This is a genomic window from Streptomyces akebiae, assembly GCF_019599145.1.
In the GTDB taxonomy this organism is placed as follows: domain Bacteria; phylum Actinomycetota; class Actinomycetes; order Streptomycetales; family Streptomycetaceae; genus Streptomyces; species Streptomyces akebiae.
In genome coordinates this window covers 2,036,792-2,056,893 of record NZ_CP080647.1, presented here as the reverse complement: position 1 = coordinate 2,056,893, position 20,102 = coordinate 2,036,792, and the positions used below count along the sequence as shown (strand labels likewise).

The 20,102-nt window shown below is 68.5% G+C and carries 13 protein-coding genes; 5 read left to right on the top strand and 8 right to left on the bottom strand.

Annotated elements, in window-relative coordinates:
• Nucleotides 1–51: 51 nt before the first annotated feature.
• Nucleotides 52–1,068, bottom strand: a complete 1,017-nt coding sequence (locus K1J60_RS09055; protein ID WP_220645747.1) for a zinc-dependent alcohol dehydrogenase family protein — start codon at nt 1,066–1,068, stop codon at nt 52–54.
• A 171-nt stretch (nt 1,069–1,239) separates the two neighbouring features.
• On the opposite strand from K1J60_RS09055, the gene K1J60_RS09050 reads away from it, so the two are divergent.
• On the top strand, nt 1,240–2,124 hold the full coding sequence (locus K1J60_RS09050) for a helix-turn-helix domain-containing protein (protein ID WP_220645746.1): 885 nt from the start codon (nt 1,240–1,242) through the stop codon (nt 2,122–2,124).
• On the top strand, nt 2,121–2,990 hold the full coding sequence (locus K1J60_RS09045) for a helix-turn-helix domain-containing protein (RefSeq protein WP_220645745.1): 870 nt from the start codon (nt 2,121–2,123) through the stop codon (nt 2,988–2,990). The genes K1J60_RS09050 and K1J60_RS09045 overlap by 4 nt, the downstream gene beginning before the upstream one ends.
• Before the next feature lie 804 nt (nt 2,991–3,794).
• Here the strand turns inward: K1J60_RS09045 and K1J60_RS09040 are convergent.
• Complete coding sequence (locus K1J60_RS09040) at nt 3,795–5,432, bottom strand: carboxylesterase/lipase family protein (protein ID WP_220645744.1); 1,638 nt, start codon at nt 5,430–5,432, stop codon at nt 3,795–3,797.
• 1,038 nt (nt 5,433–6,470) lie between these two features.
• On the opposite strand from K1J60_RS09040, the gene K1J60_RS09035 reads away from it, so the two are divergent.
• On the top strand, nt 6,471–6,779 hold the full coding sequence (locus K1J60_RS09035) for a hypothetical protein (RefSeq protein WP_220645743.1): 309 nt from the start codon (nt 6,471–6,473) through the stop codon (nt 6,777–6,779).
• On the opposite strand, the gene K1J60_RS09030 is transcribed toward K1J60_RS09035, so the two are convergent.
• The 4 genes from K1J60_RS09030 to K1J60_RS09015 all read right to left on the bottom strand — a co-directional run bounded on the left by K1J60_RS09030 (nt 6,752) and on the right by K1J60_RS09015 (nt 11,905).
• A complete protein-coding gene (locus tag K1J60_RS09030) occupies nt 6,752–7,891 on the bottom strand; it encodes an XdhC family protein (protein ID WP_220645742.1) in 1,140 nt (379 codons plus the stop codon). The genes K1J60_RS09035 and K1J60_RS09030 overlap by 28 nt on opposite strands.
• Nucleotides 7,892–8,071: 180 nt before the next feature.
• Nucleotides 8,072–10,267: a xanthine dehydrogenase family protein molybdopterin-binding subunit gene (locus tag K1J60_RS09025; RefSeq protein ID WP_220645741.1), complete on the bottom strand. Its 2,196-nt coding sequence runs from the start codon at nt 10,265–10,267 to the stop codon at nt 8,072–8,074.
• Complete coding sequence (locus tag K1J60_RS09020) at nt 10,264–11,244, bottom strand: FAD binding domain-containing protein (RefSeq protein ID WP_220645740.1); 981 nt, start codon at nt 11,242–11,244, stop codon at nt 10,264–10,266. Before K1J60_RS09020 ends, K1J60_RS09025 begins: the two co-directional genes overlap by 4 nt.
• A gap of 13 nt (nt 11,245–11,257) precedes the next feature.
• Entirely contained in the window at nt 11,258–11,905 is a 648-nt protein-coding gene (locus K1J60_RS09015; RefSeq protein WP_220645739.1) for a (2Fe-2S)-binding protein, read from the bottom strand.
• 690 nt (nt 11,906–12,595) lie between these two features.
• Between K1J60_RS09015 and K1J60_RS09010 the strand changes: the two genes are divergently transcribed.
• Entirely contained in the window at nt 12,596–13,624 is a 1,029-nt protein-coding gene (locus tag K1J60_RS09010) for an LLM class F420-dependent oxidoreductase (RefSeq protein ID WP_220645738.1), read from the top strand.
• Nucleotides 13,625–13,997: 373 nt separating this feature from the next.
• Here K1J60_RS09010 and K1J60_RS09005 read toward each other — a convergent pair whose 3' ends face one another.
• On the bottom strand, nt 13,998–14,828 hold the full coding sequence (locus tag K1J60_RS09005; RefSeq protein ID WP_220645737.1) for an alpha/beta fold hydrolase: 831 nt from the start codon (nt 14,826–14,828) through the stop codon (nt 13,998–14,000).
• An 810-nt stretch (nt 14,829–15,638) separates the two neighbouring features.
• On the opposite strand from K1J60_RS09005, the gene K1J60_RS09000 reads away from it, so the two are divergent.
• Nucleotides 15,639–18,152, top strand: coding sequence for an alpha-L-rhamnosidase-related protein (locus K1J60_RS09000; RefSeq protein ID WP_220645736.1), 2,514 nt, complete (start codon nt 15,639–15,641; stop codon nt 18,150–18,152).
• Nucleotides 18,153–18,590: 438 nt separating this feature from the next.
• Here K1J60_RS09000 and K1J60_RS08995 read toward each other — a convergent pair whose 3' ends face one another.
• The gene (locus K1J60_RS08995; protein WP_220645735.1) at nt 18,591–20,063 is read right to left on the bottom strand and encodes an aldehyde dehydrogenase; all 1,473 of its coding nucleotides are present in this window, start codon (nt 20,061–20,063) and stop codon (nt 18,591–18,593) included.
• Between the last annotated feature and the right edge of the window lie 39 nt (nt 20,064–20,102).

The window sequence follows — 20,102 nt, the reverse complement described above, 5'->3', positions numbered from 1 at the left end:
CGCCCGGGGCCGGGCAGGGGATGCCCGGCCCCGCGATGGACGGTTTACGGGTCAGGGCTTCAAAAGCGCCTTGATGGCGCGGCGTTCGTCCATGGCCCGGTAGCCCTCGGCGACCTGGTCCAGGGGCAGAGTGAGGTCGAAGACCTTGCCCGGGTTGATCCGGCCGGACAGGACCCGGTCGATCAGGTCGGGCAGGTAGCGGCGCACGGGGGCGGGGCCGCCGCGCAGGCCGACCTGGGAGAAGAACAGCTCCTGGCCCTCGACCGAGACCTCGTGCGGGACGCCGACGAAGCCGACGTTGCCGCCGGGGCGGGCGGAGTGCAGGGCCTGGCGCATGGACTCGGCCGTGCCGACGCACTCCAGGACGGAGTCGGCGCCGATACCACCGGTGAGGTCCTTGACGCGGGCGATGCCTTCGTCGCCGCGTTCGCTGATGATGTCGGTGGCGCCGAACTCCAGGGCCAGCTTCTGCCGGGACTCGTGGCGGCTCATCGCGATGATCCGCTCGGCGCCCAGTTCCTTGGCGGCGATGACGCCGCACAGGCCGACCGCGCCGTCACCGACGACGACGGCCGTGGAGCCAGGCCTCACCTCGGCCGCGAGGGCGGCGTACCAGCCGGTGCCCATCACGTCGGAGACGGCGAGCAGGCTGGGCACGAGCTCGCCGGACGGGTGCTCGTCGGTGGCGACCAGGGTGCCGTGGGCGTTGGGGATGCGGACGTAGTCGGCCTGGCAGGTGCCCATGAACTCGCGGTTCAGACAGCTGGACTGCCAGCCGTTACGGCAGTTGGCGCAGGTGTTGTCCGAGGTGGCGAAGGAGCCGACCACGAACTGCCCCGGCTTGACGTTGGAGACCTCGCTGCCGACCTCCTCCACGATGCCGACGTACTCGTGCCCCATCGGATGGGGCTCGTCCACCGGCTCCACGCCGCGGTAGGGCCACAGGTCCGAGCCGCACACGCAGGTGGCGACCGTGCGGATGATCGCGTCGGTCGGTCGGCTGATCTTCGGGTCGTCCAGGGTCTCGAAGCGCACGTCGCCGGGGGCGTGAATGACTGCTCCGCGCATGATGGGGTGCTTCCTTCTACGAGGGTCTGGAACCGCAACCGGGAAATTGCACCGGCTGCTCGAAATCCAGCCTCACACGCGAGGGCGGGCGCGAAAAGCGGAGGAATCTATCCCGGGAGAGGAACATCCAGGGAGGAAATTCTCCCCCCTTCCCCAGGTGCGATCGATGTAATGCTGGGAAGCATGACCAGCAACGTCCCCCTGAACGAACTGGGAGAATTCCTCAAGAAGCGCCGCTCACAGCTGAGCCCGCGCACGGTCGGGCTTCCGTCGACAAGCCGGCTGCGCCGGGTGGACGGGCTGCGCCGCGAGGAGGTTGCCCAACTCGCCTCGATCAGCACCGACTACTACACCCGGCTCGAGCAGGGCCGCATGCAGGCGTCCGCTCCCGTGCTGGACACTCTCGCGCGGGTGCTCCATCTGGATGACGACGAGCGGGGCTATCTGTTCCAGCTCGCGGGCAAGACCACCGTCCGCACTCGGCGCCGCGGCGTGCAGAAGGTACAGCCACAGCTGCAGCGGGTACTGGAGGACCTCACCTCCGTCCCGGCCATGATCCAGGGGCGTCGCGGTGACATCCTGGCGTGGAACGTGCTGGCGGCCGCGCTGGTCACCGATTTCTCCCGCATTCCGGAGAAGCACCGCAACTATCCCCGGCTCCTGTTCATCGACCCGGCGATGCGCGGCCTCTACGCCGACTGGGAGACGGCTGCGCAGGTCACCGTCGCGCAGCTGCGGATGGAGGCGGCGAAGTATCCGGAGGATCCCCGTCTGATTGCGCTGGTCGGTGAACTGTCCATGCGCGACAAGCAGTTCGCCCAGTGGTGGGGCGACCACCGCGTCGCCGCCCGCACCGTCGGCACCAAGACCCTGATCCATCCGGTCGTGGGCGAGGTCACCCTCGACTGCGACACCCTCACCGCCAACACCGACCCCGACCAGTACATGACGGTCTGGACCGCCGCCCCGGGATCCCCCGCGCACGACAGGCTGCGCATCCTCGCCTCCTGGGCCGCCGACCAGAACCTGCCGGCCTCGTCAGGATGGGAAGCATGACCAGCAACGTTCCTCTCAATGAGCTCGGCGAATTCCTCAAGAAGCGTCGCTCCGAGCTGAGCCCGCGCACGGTCGGGCTGCCGGAGACCGGCGGGCCCCGTCGGGTGAACGGGCTGCGCCGCGAGGAGGTCGCCCAGCTCGCCTCGATCAGCACGGACTACTACACGCGTCTTGAGCAGGGGCGAATGCAGGCGTCCGCTCCCGTGCTGGACACTCTCGCGCGGGTGCTCCATCTGGATGACGACGAGCGGGGCTATCTGTTCCAGCTCGCGGGCAAGACCACCGTCCGCACCCGGCGCCACGGCAGGCAGAAGGTACAGCCTCAGCTGCAACGCGTGCTGGATGACCTCACCGCCACCCCGGCCATTGTGCAGGGGCGGCGCGGTGACATCCTGGCGTGGAACGCGCTGGCGGCCGCGCTGGTCACCGACTTCTCCCGCATCCCGGAGAAGCACCGCAACTACCCGCGGCTCATCTTCACCGATCCGGCGATGCGCAGCCTGTACGCCGATTGGGAGGGCTCGGCACGGATCGCCGTGGCGCAGGTGCGGATGGAGTCGGCGCAGTATCCCGAGGATCCCCGGCTGATCGAGCTGGTCGGTGAACTGTCCACACGGGACAAGCAGTTCGCCCAGTGGTGGGGCGACCACCGCGTCGCCGCCCGCACCGTCGGCACCAAGACCCTCCATCACCCCGTGGTGGGTGAGTTGGTCCTGGACTGGGACACCCTCACCGCCAACACCGACCCCGACCAGCACCTCACCGTCTGGACCGCCGCCCCCGGGTCCCCCACCCACGAGCGGCTGCGCATCCTCGCTTCCTGGGCTGCCGACCAGAACATGTCGCCCTCTTCTTCCCTCCGCTGAACGATGCCTACGGCAGCCGAGGACTGCTCGCTCGGGGAGCACCGGAACCTCCTTCGACACCGCTTGTCGGGCCGAACAGCCGGACGACGTGGAGATTCACTGTGGCAATACGTGCGCCGCTGTCCTGGGGGGACCATCCCAGGTGGTGGCGATGTGCCGACGCCCGCGGCGACCCCGCCGGGGGGTACCTCATGCAGAGCCGTCGGCCCGTGAGCGTGGTCTGCTGCTCGTCCGTGAGCGAGCAGCAGACCAGCCGATGTTCGGAGCGCTCTCGCTGGGTCCGACCGCCTGGTCTGCGGCTGCTCGTGGCCGAGGCGCGGAGGCCGGTGCTTCGGAATGGGTGGCGTGCATCAGCGCGAGTGCGGTCAGCGGTATGAGGGTGACGGCGGCCGCCACCGTGCCGATCAGCGGGGGGCCGGCTTGTGCAGAGAACAGTCAACAACAGCAGGGTCAGGGCGGTTGTGGCGGCGGCTGTGAGGAGTGTGGCCAGGGGGCGGCGGTCGCCCAGGCGTCCGCCGACCGTGGTGCCCAGAAGGGCGCCCAGGCCGTAGCCGGTCAGGACCATGGGCACGGCCCCAGCGGAGATGCCGGACCGTTCAGTGAGCAGGGGAGGGACTCGACCCGCAGCGGGACAGCACGCACAATGCCTCGCCTGCAGGCACATCGACGAGGAGTTCATGCTCAGCGGCCGTTCATTCGTGCTTCGTTGCTCGACATCTCGAAGCGGGAAGAACGGCCGCATCACGCCCCCGGTCATCGGGAGTCTCAGCAGGTTGAGCGACTTGCGACGTCAGCCGCCCAAGCTCAGTCGCGGTTCTCCCAGAACAGTCTTTCGTTCCTGTCCGGGTCGTTGACGATCCGGCACCTGGCGTCGAGCCACATCGTGGCACGGTCGGTCAGGGTGTAGGCGGGCCATCTCGGCACGCCCGCCGCCGTGGGGCGGCCCGTGTGGGCGAAGCCCGCCCACAGTTCACTCATCTGCCGTGCGGTCGCCAGCCGTTCCGGCGACTGATCCTTGTTGAAGATCGAGTCGAGGTTCTTGTCGGTGTTGGCGAATTTGAGGTTGATGTCCGACGCGTGCGGTGAGCCGATGGGGAAATCGGTGCCGGGCACCAGGGTCGGGCTCGGGTAGGCGAGCTGGTACATGAACACGGGCGCGGCGTGCTGTGCCCGTTTGGCCTCCGCGATCTTGATCGCGTCGCGCCAGATGGGCGAGGTGGTGATCGCGAAGTAGAGCTGTGCCGGTGTCGCGTTCGACCGTGACGCCCGGAAGGTACGGATGATCTCGTCGAGTTCGGCGCCCTGATACGTGCCACTCAGCCTGCCGCGCAGTCCGGCCTCGTCGATCCGGAAGATGTCGGGCGGCCCGAACAGGCTGAAGAACACCGTCTCGTCCCGGCACGTGCCGCACATCAGCGGCTTGTCGGCCGAGAAGGGCGCGGCGCCGTCGGCGAAGGGGTGCCGCGGGATGACGGTCCCGTCGACGAAGGCGCCGAAGCCGGGGAGCGGGCCGGGGTCGCCCCACGGCGGGGCGCCGTTCGCGGCCTCCGACTGCTGGATCTCCAGCAGCCTGGCGGCCGGGATGTCATGCAGCCGGGGTATGTCCGCCGTCGTCAGCCCCAGCAGCTCCAGCGTGCGCCTGGCCCGGGCGGTGGCACCGTCACGGGTCGGGAAGCGCAGGGGCGCGGCGCTCTCGATCGACGCCTTGTGGAACAGCGGCACGGCGGCCGGCATGGTGTAGACGGCCGCGGTCTTGGCGCCGCCGCCGCTCTCGCCCCAGACCATGATGTTGTCGGGGTCGCCGCCGAAGTTCTCGATGTTCTCCCTGGTCCAGCGCAGCGCAGCGAGAATGTCCAGCATCCCCTGGTTGGCCGCGTAGTCGCCGTCGGCGAGATCACCCAGGAACAGATAGCCCAGCAGGCCCAGCCGGTGGTTGGACTCGACCACCACCACGTCGTAGAGCTGTGCCAGGTGGGTGCCGTCCTGCCCGGTGGCGGAGCCGGAGCCGATCATGTAGCCGCCGCCGTGGTTGTAGAACATCACCGGCCGCCGCCTGCCGTCGGCAGCGGGAGTCCAGATGTTGAGGTAGAGGCAGTCCTCGGAGGGAGCCGGCATGCGGCCGTTGCCGGCTGGACCCATCTCACCCCCCGGCACCTGGAACGCCGGGTGGGGAAAGCTCACCGCGTCGCGTACACCGGACCACCTCGTGGGCGGCTTCGGGGCCTTGAACCGGAGTTCACCGAGCGGCGGCGTGGCGTAGGGCACGCCGAGAAACTTGGCGATGCCCTCCTCGCATTTCCCGCGCACCCTGCCGTAACGGGTTGCCGCCACGACCGTGCTCCTGGCGGTCCACGCATGTGCCGGGAAGGGCATGCTCATCGCGGCAACCACGGACAGCGAACTGCCGATCATCGCCCTGCGGTTCATTTCCGAGCCCACCATCAGACCTCCTTCATCGGAGAGCGCAGTCGATCGCGCTCCGGACGCTTCCCTGAACGTGTCTTGTAACGTTTCAATCCGCGGTCCTGGCTTGCCGTTTGACCTCACCTCTCACTTGATGTGCCGATCTGCGGTTCTTCCCGCGACGACGAAGGCGGCCGTTTTACGCACTTCGAGATGGTGAGCAACGAAGCGCGATGGAACGACTGTTGCGTATGAGTCTCCTCGGCACTGGGTCCGCAGGCGAGGGGTTCGAAGCATTGTCCGCTTTCGGATCGGGTTCCGCGGGTGCTTTCACACCCGCAGGGAATGCACGATTCGAGCTCACGAACGCGGCTCTGTGGGCGGCCGGGCCGGTGAAAACTCCGGTCGAGCGGCGGACGGGCGCCGACGCCGTCACGGGCCCCGTATGCGGCGTCGGACCGATGCTGGGCAAAGCCCGGCACGGCTGCGTCGCGCTCTGGCCGTCCTGCCGCTGCCGAAGACCTTCGACGGGTGCATCGTGCTGGCCGCGGAGGTGGGCAACCAGCTCCAGGACAAACGGCGTCGCCCTGGTCGACGGCACCGGCCGGCTCGTCGCGAAGCGGCACACCACCGACGACGCGGCTGGCTACGAGATTCGACTGGACCTGTTCGCCGAGCACGGCGACAGCGAGGAGACCCAAGTCCCGATCGCGATCGAGACCTTCCCCTGCCTATTGGTCGCTGTACTGCGCGCGGGCAATCGGAAAGTGTTCGAGATCAACCTGATGGCCGCCGCCGCTACTGTGACCGGCACTCCGTCTCCCGCGAGAAATCCGCCCCAGACGACGCCTTGGTTCTGGCGAACATCCTGCGCACTGGCATGCACGCCGCCGTCCGTTGCCGCGGGACAGCGAGCTGGTGCGCCGTCTCCGTACCGGCCCGCCCAACCGGACACCATGACACCACATGGGCCGGCTGTAGATCGCCCACCAACTCCGTCCTTGGCTGGGCGAGTACTACCCGGCCGCCCTGGAGCCTTGGAAGAACGGTCTGTGTTGCCCCGAGGCGCACGAACTTTTGCGTCTGGCACCCACACCGACCCAGGCTGCGCTGCTGCTCCGCACCCCACTTCAGGCAGCGCTCAAGCACGTCGGCCGCAAGCGCGGCATCAATGCCTACGTCGAATGGCTCCGCGAGGTCTTCCGCGCCGACTGGGCCTACCAGCCACCCCTGGTCGAGCACGCCCTCGGAAAGCAGGTGCTGACCCTCCGGGTCCAGCGTGCGTCCCGGGCCGTGCCCTCCACGGGCCCTACGCCGTCGTGGGGCGCCCCGTCGGCCAGGATCTACCGCGTCCTTCCTCAGCCGACTGCGACCGGACTCCCCTGAGGAAGCGGCCGGTGGATCGGACCGGTGACCTGTGCCAGGGGCAGGCCCGTGCCCTGGCCTGAGTGGGCGATGATCTCCGAGACGATGGAGATCGCTGTCTCCTCGGGGGTGCGGGCGCCGAGGTCGAGGCCGATCGGTGAGCGCAGCCGGGCGAGCTGTTCCTCGGTCACGCCGGCCTCGCGCAAGAGGCGCAGGCGTTCGTGATGGGTGCGTCGGGAGCCCATGGCGCCGACGTAGCTGACGGGCAGGTCGAGGGCCAGGCGCAGCAGGGGGATGTCGAACTTGGCGTCGTGGGTGAGGACGCAGATCGCGGTGCGTGCGTCCACCTCGGTGCGTTGCAGGTAGCGGTGGGGCCAGTCGACCACGACCTCGTCGGCGTGCGGGAAGCGCGCCTCAGTGGCGAAGACGGGGCGGGCGTCGCACACGGTGACCCGGTAGCCCAAGAATGCCCCGGCCTGGCTGAGGGCGGCGGCGAAGTCCACAGTGCCGAAGATCAGCAGGCGCGGCCGGGACGCGTTGACATGGACGAGGACGGTCAGTGGTTCAGGGCAGCCGTCCCCGTTGCTGCCGACCGTGACACGGGCGGTGCGTCCGGCTCGCAGCAGAGCCCTGGCTTCGTCCGCCACCAGTCGGTCCGCCGGCCCGTCGTCCAGGGTGCCGTAGGTGACGCTGCCGCCGACGAGGACGCTCAGGGTCGAGCCGAGGAGGTTGCGGGGGCCGTCCACGATCTGCGCCACAGCGGTGGGCCGGCCCCGGACGACGTCGGCGAGGGCTGCGCCGATGTGCTGCTGGGCCGAAGGATCGATGCGTTGGACGAGGACGTCGAGTTCGCCGCCGCAGGTCAGGCCGACGGCGAAGGCGTCGTCGTCGGAGTAGCCGAACCAGGCGCGCTGGGGGGCGCCCCGGTCGCGGAGCACCTGTCGGCACAATTCGTAGACCGCGCCCTCGACGCATCCGCCGGAGATGCTCCCGACGGCGTTGCCGTCCTCGTCCACCGCGACCGAGGTGCCGGCGGGCAGGGGTGCGCTGCCGGTGACGTCGACGACGGTGGCAAGGGCGAAGGGGCGGGCTTCGCGGCACCAGCGGTGCAGTGTGTCCGCGATGTTCAGCATGAACGGGTCCTTCGTGGAGGGGGGTGGCGTGGGTGGGGCCGCCGCCGCGCCGCCGGGGAGCGTGGCTCCACGCGGCGGCGGCCCTGGGAGGTCCGGCAGTCGGACGGGGGGACTGGCTGCCGGACGAGAGGGGAGTGCCTTGGTCCTCCGGCCGCTCCTCATTGGCCCGAGGCACTCGGATCAGAGCAACGCCTCGGCGGTGATGGGAAGTTCGCGAACGCGGCGGCCGGTGGCATTGAAGACCGCGTTGCCGATCGCGGCCGCCACACCCACCTGGACGACCTCGCCGAGGCCCTTGACGCCGAGTGCGTTGCCGTCGTTGTCCTCGCCGTCCAGGTAGATCGCCTTGACCTCGGGGACGTCGGCGTTGACGGGGACGAGGTAGTCGGCCAGGTTGGCGTTCACGATCCGGCCGTCGCGGTGGTCGGTGACCGTGTGCTCCAGCAGGGCCGCGCCGATTCCGCCCACGATGCCGCCGAACGCCTGGCTCTCGGCGAGCTTGGGGCTGATGATCCGTCCCGCGTCGTACACCCCGAGCATCCGCCGCACCCGCACCAGACCGAGGGTCGCGTCGACGGCGACCTCGGCGAAGGTGGCGTTGTAGGCGTGGTAGGAGCGCCGTGCCGGTTGCGGAGGCCCGGTGTAGGAGCCGTCCGCTTGGAGGTGGGTGCGGTCGTTGCGGGCCAGCAGACTCCGGTACGTCTCGCCGCGCGTCGGGTTGCTCCGCACGTGCAGTCGGCCGCCGCGGACCACGACATCGTCGGCGTCCACCCCGTACAGCGGCGACTCGCGGTCCTCGACGGCCAGCTTGATTGCCTGCTGCCGGACCTTGTCACAGGCGTCGACGACGGCGGAGCCGACGCTGGCCATGGTCGCCGAGCCGCCGTGGGGACCCGTCGGCGGATAGAGGGAGTCGCCGAGCCGGAAGGTGACCGTGCGCATGGTCAGCCCGAGTGCGTCGGCCGCGACCTGGGTCTGCGCCGTATAGGTGCCCGGCCCCATGTCACTGGTGGCCGACTCGACCACGGCGGTGCCGTCGGCATCGAGGCGGGCCCGGGCCTCCGCGGGGAAACGCCCGGGGTCGTAGACACCGGCGGCCATACCCAGTCCGATCAGCCAGTCCCCCTCACGCCGTGAGCGGGGCCTGGGGTTACGGCGGTTCCAGCCGAACTCGCGGGCGCCGACGGTATAGCACTCACGCAGCCGACGGGTGGAGAACGGCAGGTTGTTCGCCTCGTCCTCGCTGGGTTCGTTGCGCCGACGCAGCTCGATCGGGTCGACGCCCAGCTCGTGGGCGAGCTCGTCCATCGCCGACTCGATGGCGAACGACGCCGTGGCGAGACCGGGGCCGCGCATCCAGATCGGGGTGTTCACGTCCAGGGGAACCTGCCGGTACGCCTGGCTGACGTTGGGCATGCTGTACATCATCTGCCCCGCCGCCATGACGGCCTCGGTGAACGTCTCGTACGACGACGTCTCGGCGTCGATGTCGTGGATGGCGGCGGTCAGCCGGCCGCGCCGGTCGCTGCCGAGGCGCAGCCGGTACTCGTACAACGGCCGGAAGCCGGTGCCGAAGTACATCTGCTTGCGGCTCAGCACCAGCTTCACCGGACGTTCCGTCACCCGGGCGGCCAGGGCGGCGACGACCGTGTGCGGCCAGCAGCGCAGCCCGCTGCCGAAACCGCCGCCGACGAACGGGTTGATGACCCGCACCGACTTTGCGGGCAGGTCGAACACGGCGGCAAGCTCGTCGTGTGTACCGACGACCCACTGCGTCTTGTCCCATACGGTGAGCTTGTCGCCGTCCCAGCGGGCGATGGTGGCGTGCGGTTCCATCGGATTGTGATGGTTGCGCGCCAGCCGGTACGTCAGGTCCAGCCGTACGGGAGCGTTGCGAAGTCCGGCTTCCGCGTCGCCGCGCGCGTAGTTCGTCGGCTTGTCCGGCTCGGCCTCGTGCAGGTCGGTGGAGGACTGTTCGGCGTCGTACTCGACCTTCACCAGACTCGCGCCGTGCTGCGCGGCCTCCAACGTTGTGGCCACCACGACGGCGACCGGCTGTCCGTGGAAGACGACCCGGTCGTCCTGGAACACCCGCAACCTGCGCCCAGGGGGGTTGTTGGACCCGGCGTTGTCTCGGTACGGCAGCTTCGGAGCGTTGCCGTGGTGGATCACCCGCAGCACACCCCGGTGCTTCTCGGCGGCGGCGGTGTCGATGGACCTGATCCGACCACGTCCGATGCTCGCGTCCACGACGACCGCGTGTACGGCCCCGTCGACGTCGTGTTCGGCGGCGTACTTCGCTTTGCCCGTGACCTTCAGCCGGCCGTCCACCCGGGACAGCGGCGCGCCCACGGCTGCCTGCGGCTGGGGGCTCACTTCGTACCTCCTACGATGCGCAGCTGGCGCTCCACGGTCCGCTGGAGCAGCTCGACCTTGAACCGGTTGTGCGTGAGAGGGCGGGCACCGTCCGACGCCTTCTGGGCAGCGGCTGCCCACAATGCCTCTGAGGGGCGCTCCCCGACGAGGTGTTCCTCGACCGCGGGCAGCTTCCACGGCACGGTGCCGACCCCGCCGACGGCCACCTTCGCTTCCCGGATGGCCCCGCCGCGCACGTGCAGCGCGACGGCGGCCGACGTCAGGGCGAACTCGTAGGACTGCCGGTCACGGACCTTCAGGTAACCGGACTTCAGCGGTCGCGGAAGAGCCGGTATCTCCACCCCTGTGATCAACTCGCCTCTCCGCAGCGCCTGTTCACGTTGTGGGGTGCTCCCGGGTTTGAGCAGAAAGTCGTTGAAGGGCACACTGCGCTCCCCGTCCGGGCCCAGCAGGCGCACGGTCGCCTCGAGTGCCGCGAACGCCACGGCGACGTCGGAGGGGTGGGTCGCGACGCAGGAGTCGGAGGTACCCAGGATCGCGTGCGTACGGTTGACGCCCTCCAGCGCGGCGCACCCGGAGCCGGGGTCGCGCCGGTTGCAGTCGGCGGTCACGTCACGGAAGTAGGTGCAGCGGGTGCGCTGCATGATGTTGCCGCCGATGGTGGCCATGTTCCGCAGCTGGGCCGAGGCGCTCAGCTCCAACGCCTCGGAGACGACCGGGAACAGGGTGCGCACCTTGCGGTGAGCGGCGGCTTCGGCCATGGTCACCAGCGCGCCGATGCGCAGGCCGCCGCGCTCGGTGACGGTGACCTCGTCCAGTGGGAGACCGGAGATGTCGACCAAGGCATCGGGGTGCTCGACGGTCTCCCGCATCAGGTCGACCAGAGTGGTGCCCCCGGCGATGTAACGGCCACCGCGGCGGCCCGCGTTGAGGGCCTCCCGGGTGTCGGAGGCTTTGGTGTACGTAAAGGGATGCATGGTGGGCCGCTCCTTACTTCCGGCCCGCGGTCTGCTCGACCGCGCGCACGATCTTCACGTAGCAACCGCAGCGGCAGATGTTGCCGCTCATCCACTCCCGGATCTCCTCCGACGAGCCGGTGTGGCCTTCCTCGATACAGCCGACACCGGACATGATCTGACCCGGCGTGCAGTAACCGCACTGGAAGGCGTCCTGCTCGATGAACGCTTTCTGCAACGGGTGGAGTTCGTCGCCCTCGGCCAGCCCTTCGATGGTCGTGACCTCGGCGCCCTCCAGACGCACGGCCAGCGTTAGACAGGAGTTGACCCGGCGCCCGTCGACCAGCACCGTGCACGCACCACAGGCTCCGGCGTTGCAGCCCTTCTTCGAACCGGTCAGATCGAAGTGCTCACGCAGCAGGTCCAGCAGCGAAGTTCGGTTGTCGACCGTCACGGTCCGGCGCTTGCCGTTGACCGTCAGGGAAACCTGGCTGGAGGGCGGCGCCCCTGCGGCGTTCGCCTCGTGAGAGTCGGCGAGGATCGTCCCGCCGATCACACCGCCCGCGACGACGGCACCACCCACCGCGGTGGTGGCGATGAAGGTGCGCCGGCTGGGGGCTGGAGAGGACTCGCCGGCTTCCGTGGGGGGTGGAGCGGCAGACTCGGGGAGTTCAGTGGGCATGGGGGGTACGCCTTTGCATAGCGGACAGATCATGCCGAGCGCAGCGGCACGGCAGGAGGCGGGACCGCCGTCGCCGCAGGACCTGGACAATCGTGCGGATCACAACCGCGGTCCCGTCACGTTGGGAGTCTGGCATCACCAGTGGCACCGGTGGCAGGGAGACTTTTCTCCCCCTTTGCTTTTTTCACCTAAGGCTGAGGCGTGGTGTAAAGGGCTGCGGTGGGGGCGTGTTGGGGCACGGGCGACGGTGCTTCCCCGTCTACATCTGACGTGCTCGCATCACATGATGAGGCGTCCGTCGCGGAGGTCCGAGACGGCCTGTCTCAGGCGCGGACGCGGTAGTGACTCTGTAGGCGTTCGATGCCTTGGTCGGCTGCGATGGTGTCGCCGGAGATCTTCACGCTCTGTGCGTCCATAGGCGACGATGCCCACTTCTATGGCCTGCGCAGGGCCCGGGTCGACACGGAAGCCCCGGCGACTGAACGGCGTCGGTGGCCTGCACCATAGGGAACGCACCGTTGGTCACCGATGTCGATCAAGTGAGACAAACAAGCAGGCGTGCTTGATTTTTATCCACTTGACTGTCACGCTCGCACCACAGTGGCCGGGGACCGATGGCCAGCCCTACCGAATCAGCTTCCGCCTTGCGTAGGCCGGTGTTCCCGGGAGCGGACGCGGAGAGGAAAGCCCATGGAACTCGCCACCACCCTTGAGTACGCCGAGAACAACCCCCTCAAAGCTGTCGAGGAGGTTGTGCGGTTGGAGAAGGCCGGGCTCGACGCCGTCTGGGTGGCTGAGGCGTACGGTTTCGATTCCCCGACCCTCATGGGCTATCTCGCGGCCCGCACCGAGCGCGTGACAATCGGTTCGTACATCATCAACATCTACTCGCGGACGCCTGCGCTGATCGCCCAGACCGCCGCCGGACTCGACGTGCTCTCCCAGGGCCGTGCGCTCCTCGGGCTCGGCGCGTCCGGCCCGCAGGTCGTCGAGGGCTGGCACGGCCGGCCGTACGACAAGCCGCTCGGCCGCACCCGCGAGACCGTCGAACTGTGCCGCCGGATCTGGCGACGCGAGGTGATCGACCACCATGGCATCGTCGACATGCCGCTGCCGCCCGAGAAGGGCGGCACGCTCGGCAAGCCCCTGAAGTTCCTCAACCACCCGGTACGCAGCGAGATACCGATCCATGTCGCGGCCCTCGGCCCGGCCAACGTCCGGATGACCGCGGAGATCGCCGACGGCTGGCTGCCGCATCTCTTCATCCCCGAGAAGGCCGGACAGATCTGGGGCGGCGCACTCGCCGAGGGACTGGCACGCCGGCCCGCGGAACGGGGGAATCTCCAGATCGCCGCGGGCAGCCTCCTCGCAGTCGGCCAGGACGCGGCAGCCGCCCGCGACCTGCTCCGTCCGATGATCGCCCTCTACCTCGGCGGCATGGGCGCCAAGGGCAAGAACTTCTACAACGACCTGGCCCGCGCCTACGGGTACGAGGAAGCCGCCGAGAAGATCCAGGACCTCTACCTCTCCGGGAAGAAGAAGGAGGCGGAAGCGGCTGTTCCCGACGAACTGACCGAGCTTGTGTCGCTGTGCGGCCCCGAGGGATACGTACGCGAACGCATCGAGGCGTTCCGCGCCGCCGGCGTCACCCAGCTGAACGTCCGGATGATCGACCCAGACCCCGCCCGCCTCGTCGAAAAGGTCAAGGGCTGGCTCTGACAGACCGCTCAGTTCTCCCTCGGAGAGCTGAGCGATCTCGCTGGGCAACTCACAAGGCTGCCCCGCCAGTCAGCAACGCCGCGTCGAACGCGTCCCAGCGCCTTTCTCTTCGTCGGCTCCGCGCGTCGGGAGCCCCACACTCCCACCAGTCAGACGCAGCTCCGCTGCCTCGCACCGTCCGGCTGAGCGGCAATGCGGGCCGATCGACGAAGCAACCGGGCCGCGATGATGAAGGCCCGCCAAGCAGTGCGGCAGAGGCCTGCTTGTGCGGATCGGAGCGGCGGGCACGGGAAACGGAGCGTCAGCCATCGTGCCGGTTCCCGACCCTCTGCAGCGTGGCGGTTTCGCGTGGGACGGAGGCCGAGGACCGCTGCTATCGCCCGTCGAGGTGGTCCAGAAGGAGTGAGGTGAGGACCTCGGGGATCTCTTCGGGGATCCAGTGAGTGGCGTCCTCGATCTTCCGGAACGAGTAGGCGCGGCTCACCCAACTGCCTGTCGCGAACGCGGCGGTGGAGCCGATGGCGACGTCCCCGGTGCTCCAGACATACAGCGTCGGCACCTCGACCTTTCCGACTTCCTGGTCCGGCCGGTCGGCGCGGTAGTAGTTGAGCGCCGCGCTCAGGGCGCCGGGCTCGGAGAGGCGCCGCACGTACTCCTCGACATGGTCGGCAGGGATCTTCCCCTGGAACATGCGTCGTAGCATTTCGGCATCGTTCGCCAGGAACCGGTTCTCCGTGCCAGGGTCGCGCCAGTCCTGTTGGTACAGAGACCGCCTCCGCTGCTCCTCATCAGTGCGCTTCGCCTCCTCCCAGGCGGTGGGGTGCGGCGTCGACACGGCCGTCAGGGTCCGCAGGCGTTCTGGGTGCCTCGCGGCCGTCCACCACGCGACGGCCCCGCCCCAGTCATGCCCGACGAGGTCGAAGCGGTCCCATCCGAGCTCGTCGGCGATCGCGAGTACGTCCCCGACGAGTTCGCTCACACCGTAGGCGGCCGGCTCCTGAGGCCGAACCCTGGCGGAGTACCCACGTGTGTCGGGCGCGACGGCGCGAAAGCCCCTGGCGCCCAGCGCCTCGACCTGGTGCTCCCAAGAGATGGCCGCCTGAGGAAACCCGTGCAGCAGGAGCACCGGCCTGCCGTCCGCGGGACCCGCGGTGATCGCGTCGAAACTACCGACAGGGGTGGGGATGGTGAGACGTATGGGCATTGGTGGGGCGCCCTTTCGGATGAGGGATCCGGCCGCTTGTGCTTGCCGAGGGGGCTGCGGTGGCGTTGAGGCCCACAGAGTAGAAGATGTCGTTCGCGACCGGATCCGATCCTCTTGGCGAACCGGCCGATGAGCGGCGGACGTCGCCGTTCCGCGTGGCTGCCGCCTCGCCTTCGCAGGCGCGATCGCCGGATCGGTTGACGTAAGTACAGCTGCGCAATAGTTTGACAAATAACATCTGGTTGATCGCCCGCTACTGCTGTTCTGATCTTGAGTGAAACGTTTCAAAGAGTCGCACGCTCAGGGGTCGAACAGTTCACCGCTCATAGCTGTTGCGGCGGCGGATTTAGTCAAGGCAGTCCGCCCTGCTGTGAACACAGCAGAGGAAACATGCCAACGAGACGCGGGCGGCCGAGGTCCGTGGCCCGACTCCCTTCCTCTCTCCGCTGACGTCGTCTTATGCGCCTTCTCTCATAGAGCGTCAGCTCCCGCAACGCGAAAGGTCCCCAACATGCCTCGGCGCCCGGTGTCACGCGTCCCGGAGGCACCCATGGTCTCTCGCGAGAGGATCACGGCCGCTTCCTTCGAGCGCGATGGTACGGCCGTCACCTGCCAGGACTGCAAGTGCCCGCCCTGGCTGGCACGGGCCATACCTGGACGCCTACTCGATGCTCGCTCTCGGCGCGGAGCTGTCCCTGTTCAGAGCTACCTGCGCCTGAGTAGTGGAGGAGTGCTGTTGGACCAGGTCCGCCCGGCCCGGTCCAGGTCTTGATCCTGTCTATCCAGCAGTTTATGTAAGGAAGTGAACTGATGAGCATGGGTGACTTCCCTGGTGGGCGTTGGCACGGCCACTGGATCGCGGCCGAGCTGCCCGAGTTCGAGATCGACCCCACCAGCCTGGGCGGCGATCTGCCTCCGGCGCGCTTCTCGCGGGTCCAGTTCCGGCGGACCTTCGAAGTGGCGACCGACACGGGCGTCCCGGGCCGGGTACCGCTGAGGATCTCGGCGGACTCCCGGTATGTGCTGTGGGTCAACGGCGTAGAGGTCGGCCGAGGGCCGATCCGGTCCCAGCCGCGCCGACTGCGTTACGACGAGTACGACATCGCGGACCTGCTGCGAGTGGGCCGTAACGTGATCGCAGTGCTGGTCACGTACTACGGCCACGCCAACTCGTTCTGGCAGCCCGCCGCGTCCAGTGGCGTGATGGGACGCGACGTCCAACTCGTCCTCGAAGCCCGCCTGAGCCAGGGCGAGGGCGACTGGCTCGTCACCGACGCCGCCTGGCGCGCCAGTCGTTCCAAGGCATGGCGGGGCCTGGAGTCGGGCCAAGCACTGGACGGTGTGCCGATCGAGCTGCTGGACGCGCGCGAGCTGGACCCGGCATGGGTCGAAGTCGACTTCGACGACTCCGCGTGGACCGAGGCGACGGTGGTGAAGACCAGCCACGACGGGGGCTTGGCCGAGTCCCGTCCACCGGTCGACCCGTACGGCGCCATGCTGCCGCGTGGGATCGGCATGCTCGGCGGTGAACGAGTCGTCCCTGTGGCCGCCGCACTGCAGACAGCGCCGACGGGGGAGACGGCCGCGAAGGGCCTGCCGGACCATCCCGCGGAACGTCTGATCGACCGACTGCGCGCGGCCGGGCCGACGTCCGCGATCAGTCTGCCGATCACCGTCGCCCGGGATGCCGACACTTCGACGATCGTGACCGTCGACTTCGGCCGGATCGTCGCCGGGCACGTCGAACTGGACATCGATGCCCCGGCGGGGGTGCGGCTGGACCTGTGGTACCAGGAGTCCGCGGACTACGACCCTGCGGCCGGGCCGGTCGAGTCCGCGCCGCGCGCAAGTGCCAGCTACGTCACCCGCGGCCATTCAGACCGGTACAAGGCCGTCGACGTCAACGGCCTGCGCCGCATCTTCCTGCACATCCCGTCGGCGACCGAGGGCGACGCCAGGGAGGTCACCGTCCGGCAGATCGCGGTGAGCGAGTACCACTACCCGTTCACCGGGGATGCCTCGTTCTCCTCCGGCGACCCGGAGCTGGACCGGCTGTATCGGGCCGGCATCCGAACGACCGAGATGAACTCCTTCGACGCGTTCACCGACTGCCCGACCCGGGAGCAACGCGCCTGGGTCGGGGACGGCGTCGTGCACCAGATGGTGCATCTGGTCGCGAATGAGGACTGGCGGCTGGCCCGCAACTACGTCACCCTCGGCGCCTCGCCCCGGGCCGACGGGATGCTGCCGATGACAGTGGTGGGCGAGATCGAGCACCGGGGTGGATACGCCATCCCGGACTGGGCACTGCACTGGATCCACGGGGTGTGGAACCTCTTCCGCCACGACGGGGACCATGCCGCGACGTTGAGTTTGCTGCCGGTCGTGGAGCGGGTCCTGCGCTGGTACGAGCCGTACGTCGACGAGCACGGCACACTCAGCGACGTCCCGGAGTGGAACCTCATCGACTGGTCCAGTGTGTTCTCCAGCCACCGCTCCGCCCTCATCACCGGGCTGTGGGCTCGTGGCTTGGCCGAGTACGCCGAAATGGCCGACTGGCTCGGCAACGCCGCATCAGCGGACTGGGCACGGGCGCACTGGGAGCGGATCCGGCAGGGATTCGAGGACTTCTGGGACCCGGAACGGGGCAGCTACGTCGACCACATCGTCGCCGGCGAGCGAATGCCGGCGATGTCTCAGGCCGCCGGCGCCGTCGCGGTCGTCTCAGGCCTCGCTCCCCAGGAGCGGTGGTCCGGCATCGTCGATGTGGTCACCGACCCCGCGCGGGTGGTTGTACGGTCCTGGATCGGCGGGGCCGACGGTGGCTATGACATGGCCAAGATCGTCGAACAGTCTCTGGGCATTTACCGCATCGACTGGGACGCCGAGCACGAGATCGTGATGGCACAGCCGTTCTTCAGTTACGTCGTCCACGACGCGGTGGCCCGCGCCGGTCAGGCCGAACGACTTCCCGACCTGTTGCGCCGCTGGAGCGTATTTCTCCACGAGGGCTACGACACCTTCGGTGAGTGCTGGGGCTGGGGCACTCCGGTCCATGCCTGGAGCTCCACCCCGACCAAGGACCTCATCTGGTACGTCCTTGGCGTCACCCCCGCTGAACCTGGTTACGCCAGTGTGAAGGTCGCTCCCAGGCCCGGCGATATCGACCGCCTCTCCGGTGCTGTGCCCACCCCGCACGGATTGGTCCGCGTCAACGTCGACGCCGGGAAGGTCTCCGTCGACAGCCCGATTCCCGTGAAGTTCGTGGCTCTCGACGGGAGTCAGGCAACGGCTCCCGCAGGACATTCCAGTTTCGAACTCTGACGCTGGAAGATGTTGGTCACGTGAGCAGGGGTGCGTACCGGCCGGCCGGGTGGTCGTCGAGTGGCCGATTGACGTACCAGCCTCGAGTTCGCGACGGATCCGGCGGAATGGGTACAGCCCGATGTCGTGGTCGTGAACCGCGAGATAGCCGGTCCGCATGGTCCGGTGTCGGTACGGACGTACACGGCGCGGCGCGTCAGGTCGGCGGTGTCCTGTGGGTGCGTGGCGGACGCTTCCTCAGTGGATGCCTCCGCCACGCACATGGCACATGCTGCCGCGGACGAGCTGGCGGTTCGGGCCGACATTGGGTGGTTTCCATCGACTACACGTTGGCAAAAACGGCGGGCACTACTCCGTACCGCTAACGGCGGGCACTGCCCCGTACCATCCGTTCCCCTCGCGCGCCCCGTACCTGCGCCTGGGCCAGGCAGATGACGCTTACTGAAGTGAGTCGGCTACTTCCTTCGTGACACCGATGGATTTCGTCTCGACGAAGGCGTCAAGTCCTTCCGGACCGAACTCGCGTCCCAGGCCGCTGTGCTTGACGCCGCCCATGGGTGCTCGAAAACCAGCGGGGCTCCCGTTGAGCTCAACCGTCCCGGTATGGATGCGAGCCGCAACTCGCAGTCCGCGTTCGACGTCGGAGGAGAAGACCGATCCGTTCAGCCCGTACTGCGAGTCGTTGGCGATCGCGATGGCCTCGTCCTCGTCCTTGTACGGGATGACGGCGACGACAGGTCCGAAGATCTCTTTTTGGGCGATCCTGGCGTCGGGGCGCACACCGGTGAAGACAGTGGGTTCCACGAACCAACCTCGGTCCAGGCCGGCGGGGCGCCCGCCACCGCGGACGAGTCGTGCCCCCTCGGACTTCCCGGCTTCGATGTAGGCCTCGACCCTCGATCGTTGCCGCTCACTGACCAGGGGCCCGATGTGAGTCGCCTCGTCGTGCGGGTCACCTACCGGCATCGAGTCGACGAGTGCCTCAAGACGCTCGAGGAACTCCGGCAGACGGGACTCGGGCACCACGAGCCTGGTCTTCAGGCTGCAGACCTGGCCGCTGTTGCGGAACGCGCCGAGACGCAGTGACGACACCGCCGCATCGAGATCGGCGTCGTCGAGTACGACCGCCGCCGACTTCCCACCGAGCTCCAGGGTGACCCGGCGCAGGTCCCGCCCGCAGATCTCGGCGATCCGGCGTCCTGCGGCGCTCGAGCCGGTGAAGGTCACCTTGGAGACGTCCGGGTGCGAGATCAGGTACTCGCTGACCTCTCGGTCCGCCGGAACGACGTTGACGACGCCTGGAGGCAACCCGGCCTCGCCGAGCAGCCGCGCCACGAGGTACGCGTCGAGCGGAGTCTCCGGTGCGGGCTTGAGTACGACGGTGCACCCCGTGAGGAGCGCCGGCGTCAACTTCTGCATGGTGAGGGAGAGTGGCACGTTCCAAGGGACCACGGCCGCGACCACGCCGATGGGGTTCTTGGTGACGAGCGCCTGGCCGACCTTGGAGCGGCGGATCGTGCGGAAGGGGTACTCGGCGGCCGCGTCCAGGTAGGCCTCCAGGATCCCCACGGGATTGCTCACCTGGATCGCCCGTGACTGAGTGATCGGGCAGCCCATCTCGTCTGTGATCAGCTGGGCGAACTCGGCCGTGTGCGCGACCAGGAGGTCACGAAGCCTGGCCAGAATGCCGATGCGATCGTCCAGCGACATCGAGGGCCAGGGACCGGATTCATAGGCGCGGCGCGCGGCGCCGACGGCGCGATCGATGTCCTCGCGGGAACCGGCCGGCACCGAAGCGATGACCTCCTCGCTCCATGGCGAGACCACCTGAATTCGATCACGTGTGGCCGCCCGCAGCCATTCGCCGTCGATGAAGACCGTCTCGTAGCTTGCGAGTAGCCCGCTGGACATGACTTCTGCACTCCTTCGGTGGATTCGCGCGCGACAAGA

Excerpts from the sequence above, each read along its gene's own strand:
- K1J60_RS09000 (WP_220645736.1), top strand. The coding sequence starts at position 15,639 with ATGAGCATGGGTGACTTCCCTGGTGGGCGTTGGCACGGCCACTGGATC.
- K1J60_RS09045 (WP_220645745.1), top strand. The coding sequence starts at position 2,121 with ATGACCAGCAACGTTCCTCTCAATGAGCTCGGCGAATTCCTCAAGAAG.
- K1J60_RS09020 (WP_220645740.1), bottom strand. The coding sequence starts at position 11,244 with ATGCATCCCTTTACGTACACCAAAGCCTCCGACACCCGGGAGGCCCTC.
- K1J60_RS09010 (WP_220645738.1), top strand. The coding sequence starts at position 12,596 with ATGGAACTCGCCACCACCCTTGAGTACGCCGAGAACAACCCCCTCAAA.
- K1J60_RS09040 (WP_220645744.1), bottom strand. The coding sequence starts at position 5,432 with ATGGTGGGCTCGGAAATGAACCGCAGGGCGATGATCGGCAGTTCGCTG.
- K1J60_RS09015 (WP_220645739.1), bottom strand. The coding sequence starts at position 11,905 with ATGCCCACTGAACTCCCCGAGTCTGCCGCTCCACCCCCCACGGAAGCC.
- K1J60_RS08995 (WP_220645735.1), bottom strand. The coding sequence starts at position 20,063 with ATGTCCAGCGGGCTACTCGCAAGCTACGAGACGGTCTTCATCGACGGC.
- K1J60_RS09055 (WP_220645747.1), bottom strand. The coding sequence starts at position 1,068 with ATGCGCGGAGCAGTCATTCACGCCCCCGGCGACGTGCGCTTCGAGACC.
- K1J60_RS09050 (WP_220645746.1), top strand. The coding sequence starts at position 1,240 with ATGCTGGGAAGCATGACCAGCAACGTCCCCCTGAACGAACTGGGAGAA.
- K1J60_RS09005 (WP_220645737.1), bottom strand. The coding sequence starts at position 14,828 with ATGCCCATACGTCTCACCATCCCCACCCCTGTCGGTAGTTTCGACGCG.
- K1J60_RS09030 (WP_220645742.1), bottom strand. The coding sequence starts at position 7,891 with ATGCTGAACATCGCGGACACACTGCACCGCTGGTGCCGCGAAGCCCGC.